The organism is Mesorhizobium sp. M1A.F.Ca.IN.020.04.1.1 (assembly GCF_003997315.1).
Taxonomy (GTDB): domain Bacteria; phylum Pseudomonadota; class Alphaproteobacteria; order Rhizobiales; family Rhizobiaceae; genus Mesorhizobium.
This window is the reverse complement of the sequence record NZ_RZSN01000234.1, coordinates 1-6,986: the sequence shown is the minus strand read 5'-3', so window position 1 is coordinate 6,986 and position 6,986 is coordinate 1. Positions and strand designations below refer to the sequence as shown.

The 6,986-nt window shown below is 65.0% G+C and carries 8 protein-coding genes; 1 reads left to right on the top strand and 7 read right to left on the bottom strand.

What is annotated here, in order from left to right; all coding sequences use genetic code 11:
* Positions 1–30 precede the first annotated feature (30 nt).
* Together EOA49_RS28990 and EOA49_RS28985 are read right to left on the bottom strand one after the other, a co-directional pair.
* Entirely contained in the window at positions 31–633 is a 603-nt protein-coding gene (locus tag EOA49_RS28990) for a sulfotransferase family protein (RefSeq protein WP_127241637.1), read from the bottom strand.
* A gap of 47 nt (positions 634–680) precedes the next feature.
* Positions 681–1,577 (bottom strand): VOC family protein, encoded by an 897-nt coding sequence (locus EOA49_RS28985; protein WP_127241638.1) that lies wholly within the window; start codon positions 1,575–1,577, stop codon positions 681–683.
* Between the two features lie 130 nt (positions 1,578–1,707).
* On the opposite strand from EOA49_RS28985, the gene EOA49_RS28980 reads away from it, so the two are divergent.
* Positions 1,708–2,007, top strand: a complete 300-nt coding sequence (locus EOA49_RS28980) for a hypothetical protein (RefSeq protein WP_067322438.1) — start codon at positions 1,708–1,710, stop codon at positions 2,005–2,007.
* Positions 2,008–2,196: 189 nt separating this feature from the next.
* On the opposite strand, the gene EOA49_RS28975 is transcribed toward EOA49_RS28980, so the two are convergent.
* The 5 genes from EOA49_RS28975 to EOA49_RS28955 form a co-directional block, all read right to left on the bottom strand.
* Positions 2,197–2,511, bottom strand: coding sequence for a MocE family 2Fe-2S type ferredoxin (locus EOA49_RS28975; protein ID WP_127241639.1), 315 nt, complete (start codon positions 2,509–2,511; stop codon positions 2,197–2,199).
* Between the two features lie 84 nt (positions 2,512–2,595).
* Positions 2,596–3,558, bottom strand: a complete 963-nt coding sequence (locus tag EOA49_RS28970) for a substrate-binding domain-containing protein (protein ID WP_067322431.1) — start codon at positions 3,556–3,558, stop codon at positions 2,596–2,598.
* A 114-nt stretch (positions 3,559–3,672) separates the two neighbouring features.
* The gene (locus tag EOA49_RS28965) at positions 3,673–4,680 is read right to left on the bottom strand and encodes a sterol desaturase family protein (RefSeq protein WP_127241640.1); all 1,008 of its coding nucleotides are present in this window, start codon (positions 4,678–4,680) and stop codon (positions 3,673–3,675) included.
* An 8-nt stretch (positions 4,681–4,688) separates the two neighbouring features.
* Positions 4,689–5,480 carry a 3-methyl-2-oxobutanoate hydroxymethyltransferase gene (locus tag EOA49_RS28960; RefSeq protein ID WP_127241641.1) on the bottom strand — a complete coding sequence of 264 codons (792 nt, stop codon included), beginning with the start codon at positions 5,478–5,480 and terminating at the stop codon, positions 4,689–4,691.
* 280 nt (positions 5,481–5,760) lie between these two features.
* Positions 5,761–6,765, bottom strand: a complete 1,005-nt coding sequence (locus tag EOA49_RS28955) for a LacI family DNA-binding transcriptional regulator (RefSeq protein ID WP_067001348.1) — start codon at positions 6,763–6,765, stop codon at positions 5,761–5,763.
* Between the last annotated feature and the right edge of the window lie 221 nt (positions 6,766–6,986).

Below are 6,986 nucleotides of genomic sequence, written 5' to 3'. Positions count from 1 at the left end.
CCCCTATTCCCCTATTCCCCTCCCTTCCCTTCAATTCAACGAAAGCGCCGTCCGGAACTCCTTCGTGGTGTTGCGGTTGGGATAGGGCTCGTCCGGCACCGGAACGCCGAGATGGGCGCAGAGCGGCGCCCAGCCGTCGCCCAGCTTGTGAACCAGCAGGCGGTCGGCCGGCACCGTCTTCAGCACCGCTTCGATATTGGCCTCATAGACGGCAATCGCATGCGCGCGGTCCTGCGGGCGGCCGCCGAAAACCTGCTTCGTGACAAGGGCGACGCCCAACGACTCCTGATCCTGGCTGTCAATGACGGCCGGCAGGATGGTTTTTGCGAAACTCTCCCACCAGCTTTCCGGCGAGCGCCAGGTGAGGATGACGCGCGCTTGCGGAAAGACTTCGATCAGCTCGCGCCAGTAATGCACCGAGGGCCAGTCGACGCAGGATTTATAACCGGCAAACAGCCGATTCCAATCCGGCGCGGCGCCTTGGGCGAGCGCTCGCCAGAGCCGCTTCTGCTCCGCATGCGCCATGACCTCCGACATGTGATGGCACGGGCCGAAGCCGAGCATGGTCAGCGCCTCGCGCATCGAATCCGTGCCGGTGCGGCCGAAGCCGGTTCCTATCACCCTGATGGTCATTCTCTCCTTCTCCCACTTGTCTTCCCCAATCGTCCGCTGCGGCGCGATCAATCTTCCCGAAGCACGAACCGCAGCCTATTGCCTTCCGGATCCGCGGTTTCCACGGCACCGCCGATCTTTTTCGGCGGCAGGTTGGCGGCATCGAGCCTGCGTTCCAGCGCAGCCAGCTCCTCGACCGATGCAAGCTCAACAGTGAAATGGTCGAGGCCGGCGGCACCCGGCGGCGGCTCGCGCAGCTCGTCACGCGCCCAGATGTTGAAGGCGACCATATGCGGCCGGCTCCCGGTGCCGCAGTCGAACATGCCGAAGCTTCTCGACTGGATGTGCGGGTGGAAGCCCAGCACGCCGACATAGAATTCCATCAGTTCTTCCGGCGCGCGGGCGCGCATATGGATGTGGCCGATGAAGGCGTTCGCGGCCATCCTCTGCTCTACATGGCCGGAATTGCCGAGGTCGCGCAAAAGGCCCGGGAGATCGAGCGGCTCGAGCCCGGAATGCGCGCTGCCGTCGGTGCCGATCAGCGCCACGCGGCCATCGGCCGACACCTCGCGGCGCAGACAGCGTTCCGGCGTGTCGAAGCAGATCTCGATGCCGTTGCCCGACGGGTCGGAAACGTAGAGCGATTCCGAAACCAGGTGGTCCTGGGCGCTGTAGCGCAGGCCGGACGCCTTAAGCCGGGCGGCGGTGTGGGCGAGGTCGCGGCGGCTCGTCACATGGATGGCGACGTGGAAGAGATCGCGCGATTTCTGCGGCAGGGCGATCTGCGCTCCGGCGTGGAGCACGATAAGCTTCCGCCCGCCGGCGCCGAGCTCCGCCGTGGCGGCATCCTCGCCGAGGACCGCCAATCCGAGCGTGTCGCGCCAGACGATCAAGGCAGCCGGGATGTCGGTCACCCTGAGATGGACCGGCCCGAGACGGGTGGCTTGAGGCAACCCTTCGTCCATGGTCGTCCGTCCGATTGCGGTCGGCGAACATATTAGCCGTGAACGATATTTCTGTCTCGCGCCAAGTTCGGGTTGACCCCTCCCCGGCGGGCGGCGACTATTGCCACGAAGCTTCTTGGGAGGAGACCACATGGACGAGACCGACCACTGGCGCAACATGGCGAGCGCGCCGCGGGACGGCAGTCGCATCCTGGTGACGGTGCGCTCGTCCGAACAGGGACCGGCCGAGGTCGACATGGCCTACTGGTCGCGCGCCGACCAGTTCGGCGAGGAAGGCTGGCGGGCGTCGGATTCATCGCCCGGACGCGTCGTCGAGTATGCCGAGCCGGAGCTCAGATGCTGGATGCCGCTGCCCACGGCGGGGCGAGGTTCGTTGCCGAGCCCCTGGGAAGGCGAGGACGTGCCGCTGGTGGATGGCGAGGGGATTTAGCGCCTCTTTCCTTCTCCCCTTGTGGGAGAAGGTGTCGCCGAAGGCGACGGATGAGGGGTGCTGGACGGAGTGAGGCGCTGGGGAATGTCGCTGCGCTGTCGTCGTGGCCGCCAAGCTGGAACACCCCTCATCCGTCTCGGCGCTGCGCGCCGATCCACCTTCTCCCACAAGGGGAGAAGGGGGAGCTTTTCAGCCCACCGCCACCATCACCGCTCCCGCCTCGACCTTCGCCGGATAGGTCCTGAGATTGATGCATGGCGGCAGGCGCTTGGCGGCTCCGGTGCGGTAGTCGAAGGCGCCGGCGTGCTTTGGGCATTCGACCTCGTAGTCCATGACCAGCCCGTCGGCGATGTGCACCGCCTCATGCGTGCAAAGCCCGTCGGTGCAGAAGACCTCGTCGTCGGGCGAGCGAAAGACGGCATAGGTCTTGCCGCCATGGTCGAAGCGGCGGGCGCCTTCGTGTTCGATGTCGTCGAGCCCGCAGGCCCTGATCCAACCGGTCATTTTTCTTCCCTTCAGATCTGTCTTGCCTTCAGATCGAGGCGAACCCATCGGGGCTGCGAAGCCGGCCGCCCCGATGATCCGGGTCTAGTTCTTGTTCAGGTATTCCGCCGCGTTGGCGGGCGTCACCAGTTCGAACGGCACATAGACGACGCGGTCGACCTTCTCGCCTTTGGCAAGCGCGAGCGCCGCATCGACACCGCCGCCGCCCTGGCCCTTGGCGTTCTGGAACACCGTGACCGAGAGCTCGCCGGCCTTCATCGCCTGGAGCCCGTCCTGCGTGGCATCGATGCCGCCGACCACGACATTCTTCAGGTCGACGCCGTTGGCCTTGAGCGCCAGGATGGCGCCGATGGCGGATTCGTCGTTGTTGGCGATGACGGCGTCGGGCGCCGGGCCGGCGGTCAGCCAGTTGGTCATCAGGTTCTGCGCATTGTCGCGCGACCATTCGGACGACTGCTTGTCGGTGACCTTGATGAAATTGCACATGTCGGTCGAAAAGATCTGCTCGACATCCTTGGTGCGCTGGAGCGCCGCCTGATGCACCAAGCTGCCCATGATGATGTAGGCGGTAGCGCCGGCCGACTTGCCCTTGGCGCGCAGCATCTTGCAGACCTCGAAGGCTTCCAGCGTGCCGGACTCGACCTCGTTCGAGCCGACATAGACCTGTTTCTCCGGCAGGTTCTTCATGTCCGATGGCTCGAGGTTGACGAAGACCAGCGGAATGCCGGCCTTGGCGGCTTCCTCGCTGATGGTCTTCGAGGCATTGGTGTCGACCAGCGTGACGATGATGGCGTCGACGCCGCTGGCGATGAAATTCTTGACCTGGTCCAGCTGTTTGGCGACGTCGTTCTGGGCGTCCTCGACCTGGATCTCGGCGCCCTTCTCTTTGGCGCGCGCCTGCATGCCATGCATCAGCAGCGTCTGGAAATTGTTGTCGAAGTTGACGATCGAGACGCCGAGCTTGGCGGCGAAGGCGCCGGTCGAGACAGTCGCGAACGCGGTCGCCATGAAAGCGGCGAGCGCCGTCGAGATGAGAAGTTTCTGCACGGGTTTCCTCCCTCTGGATTTGGAGTGCCGGCTCACTCCTGTCTTGTTCGCCGGCCCTTTCGGGATCGTTGAAGCGGGCGGCTCAGGCCGGCCACGTGGCTTTCTCTGCAGCTGTCATTTCGCGGCGGCGTTGGCGCGCGCCTTCTTCTTCTCGTAGCGGGCCTGCATGCGCGCCTCGCCGTCCTTGCTGCCGTCGTGGAAAGTGCCGAACCAGCGGTCGAACGGGATCAGGCCGTCGCCGTAGTTCACCTCGAAATATTTGTGGTGCAGGTAATGGATATAGGCGTGGCTATCGACCGATCTGTCCTCGGTCAGTTCCACCTTGTCGAAGCCGACATGGCCCGGGATCGCGCCGAAGCCGGCATAGTGGAGCTGGTAGAGCGCCAGCAGCGGGTTGGACGGAATGATCAGGTGCCAGAAGGCGACGCCGAGATAGCCGAGCTGCTCCACCGGATGCATCGACAGCGACGACCAGGGCGACGGGTTGACCGAATTGTGGTGCACCGAATGCACCCATTTGTAGAGCGGCCCCCAATGGATCGTCCGGTGCAGCAGGAAGAAATGCGTCTCGTGGATGATCGGCACCACCAGCGCCAGACAGAACAGGTAGACGGGATTCTCCGCGAAGGTCAGCCACGGCACGTAGCCGTTGGCGTAGGCGTAGAGGATCGCCACCTCGATCGCCGTCCAGATCGGCATGCCGGTGCCGAAGGTGCGCAGTATGTTGTCGATGTTCTGGTTCTCGAAGAAGAAGGCTTTGCTCTTCTGCTCCGAGGGCCATTTGCCGTTGTATTTGAAGCGGTTGCCCTGGGCTCTCAAAATGTAGAGTCGAAGCTCGAAAGCGCCGAAGAAGACAAGCAGCGCCGCGCAGTTGACGATGAACAGGCGCAGGATCCAGCCGATGGCGAGCGTCTTCATCGTCTCGACGTCGGGCAGCACGTAGCGCCACCACACCACTGCCGAGAGGGCGAAGAGCAGGTTGTAGGGCAGGAAATAATGCGGCAGCCACTTCAGCAGCGCCAGCGGTCGCGGCGGAAACGCAAAGAGCGGCGCGGTGCCGGCCGGTTCGTTCGGGGCCCAATCGCCCCTCTTGTTGCGCGTGCCGTATTGCAGGTCGTCCATGGCTGGTCTCACAGCGATTGAGAAAGCGTGAGGAAGCGGTCATAGGCGGCATCGTCCATGTCCACCTGGTGCTTCGGTTCCGGGTAGCTGCCTTGGGCGACGTCGCGGCCGAAGGCGCGGAAGGCACTGATGCGCTTTTCCTGCAGCTCGGCCTCCAGCGTGACGAAGTCGGCATAGCGCTTGGCATGGCGCGGATAGTGGCCGGTGTGGGTGCCCAGCACGTCGCAAGAGAAGAGATACTGCGTGTCGCAGGCAGTGCCGCAGCCCATGCCCATGGTGATCAGCGGCGTCGAGCGGGTGATGTGGTCGGCGAGCCTGACCGGCACCGCCTCGACCTCGATGCAGGCCGCACCCGCATTCTCCAGGTCCTTGGCCGCGCGCAGCACCTTGAAGGCCTCTTCCGCCGTGCGGCCGACGGCGCGGAAATTCGTCCAGGTGGCGCGGTTCGGCACCAGACCGACATGGCCGGTGACGGGAATGCCTTCCGCGGCCATCGCCTCGATGAAGCGCGGCGAGTGCGATGAATAGACCGCGTCGGCGCCGCGCTTCATCATGGCGAAGCCCAGCCGCACCGCTTCCTCGGGCGACGCGACCGCGCCATGCGGCATGCCGACGGAGAGGAACGCGTAAGGCGCCGCCCGGCGGATCGATTCCAGATTGTGGTCGGGCTCGCAGGAGAGGATGACGATGTCGCAGGCGACCGCGGCCGCCGCCTCGGCCGGCGTGTCGACATGCAGCTGCAGCCATTTCCTGCTGCCCTTGGCGCTTTGCAGGTCGTAGGCCGTCAAGCGTCTTGCCACCGATGATCCTCCCGTTCGCAGGCGGACGATCAGGCTTGTGAAAGCTCCCCCTCACCCGGATTGCCAGCCGAATTGCGAAGCGCAGCTCGGCGCCATCCGACCTCTCCCCAAGGGGAGAGGAGCCAGGCTGCGTCGGTGCCGGCCCCTCTTCTCCGCTCGGGAGAAGGTGGCCGCGCAGCGGCCGGATGAGGGGGAGAATTCGCACATGCTCGTCTCCCGTTCGCGGTCGAGTTAGCACCGCGATGCCGGCCAAGGCTCGCGCAACCTTGATCAAATCAAATCAAAGGTTCTCGGCAGTGAAGGTGATGAAGCGGATCGGCGGGTTGTCGACCGGCAGGTCGTGCAGGTTGAGCGCCGCCAGCACCAGGTCGATGGCGCGGCGCGCCTGCGCCTCCGGCGCCTGGTCGAGCACGACGTCCATCGTGCCGTCACGCAGGCCGCGCGTGCTGCGCTCGGTCAGTTCATGGCCGACGAAGAAGACGTCGCGACCGCGTGGGTGCCGGCGCAGCACTTCGTTCAGCGCCGTGTTGGCGCCACCGGCATTGTACAGGCCGGCAAGGTCGGACCAGCGCACAAACGCCTCATGCAACTGCTCGGCATTGCGGTCGCCGTTGTCGAAACCGAACAGGGTGGCGATGGGTTCGAAATCCCGCCCCTCGTCGATCAGATAGTCGAAGAAGCCCCGTACGCGGTCGCGGTGGACGCGATAGATCTGGCTGTGACAGATCGCGACCACCTTGCCCGGCCGCCGCTGCATCTTCGCCATCAGCAGCCCCGCCATGCGGCCGGCGGCGTAATTGTCGATGCCGACGTAGGTGCTCTTGGTGCCGGAGATCTGGGTGACGATCTGCACCGTCGGGATGTTTTCCGCCTCCAGCTTCGCCACGGCCGCGCTCACCAGCGGATGGTCGGGGACGGCGAGGATGAGGGCGGCGCGCCGCATCTCCGGTTCGAGGATGCGCTTGGCGATCGCCGCCGGATTGGCCTCGTCGAGAAAGGTGCGGTGGACGGCGATCGAGCGGTCGAGCGTCGCCGCGATGCGTTCGAAGGCGCGGGAGAGGCGCGCGAAGAAGGTGGCGTCGGGCCTGACCAGGATCACCTCGATGCGGATGACGCCGCGATGCGCTTCGGGCAGTCGGCGCGGATAGTCGAGCGAGCGCGCCGCCGCCACCACCTTCTCGACCGTCTCGGGGCGCACCCCGCCCCTGCCGTTCAAAACGCGCTCCACCGTCGCCGTGCCGACCCCGGCGCGGCGGGCAATTTCGAGGAAGGTGGGCTTTGGAATGGGCGGGCTCCTGGGGGTGCTTTAGCGCGAAGCCTAGCCGTTCTCCGGCAACAGGAGAAGGCGAGACGCCGAAGCCGCTAATCTCCCCCCTTGCGGGCAGGGGAATCGCAGATAAGTTGATTGGCTATTGCCAAGCCGCAAAAGAAGGATTCTTGAGAGGCTTTCTCGTAGCAGAGGAGGCCCGAGTGCGGCTTGTTTTGTCGATCCTGCAAGCAGTTCGC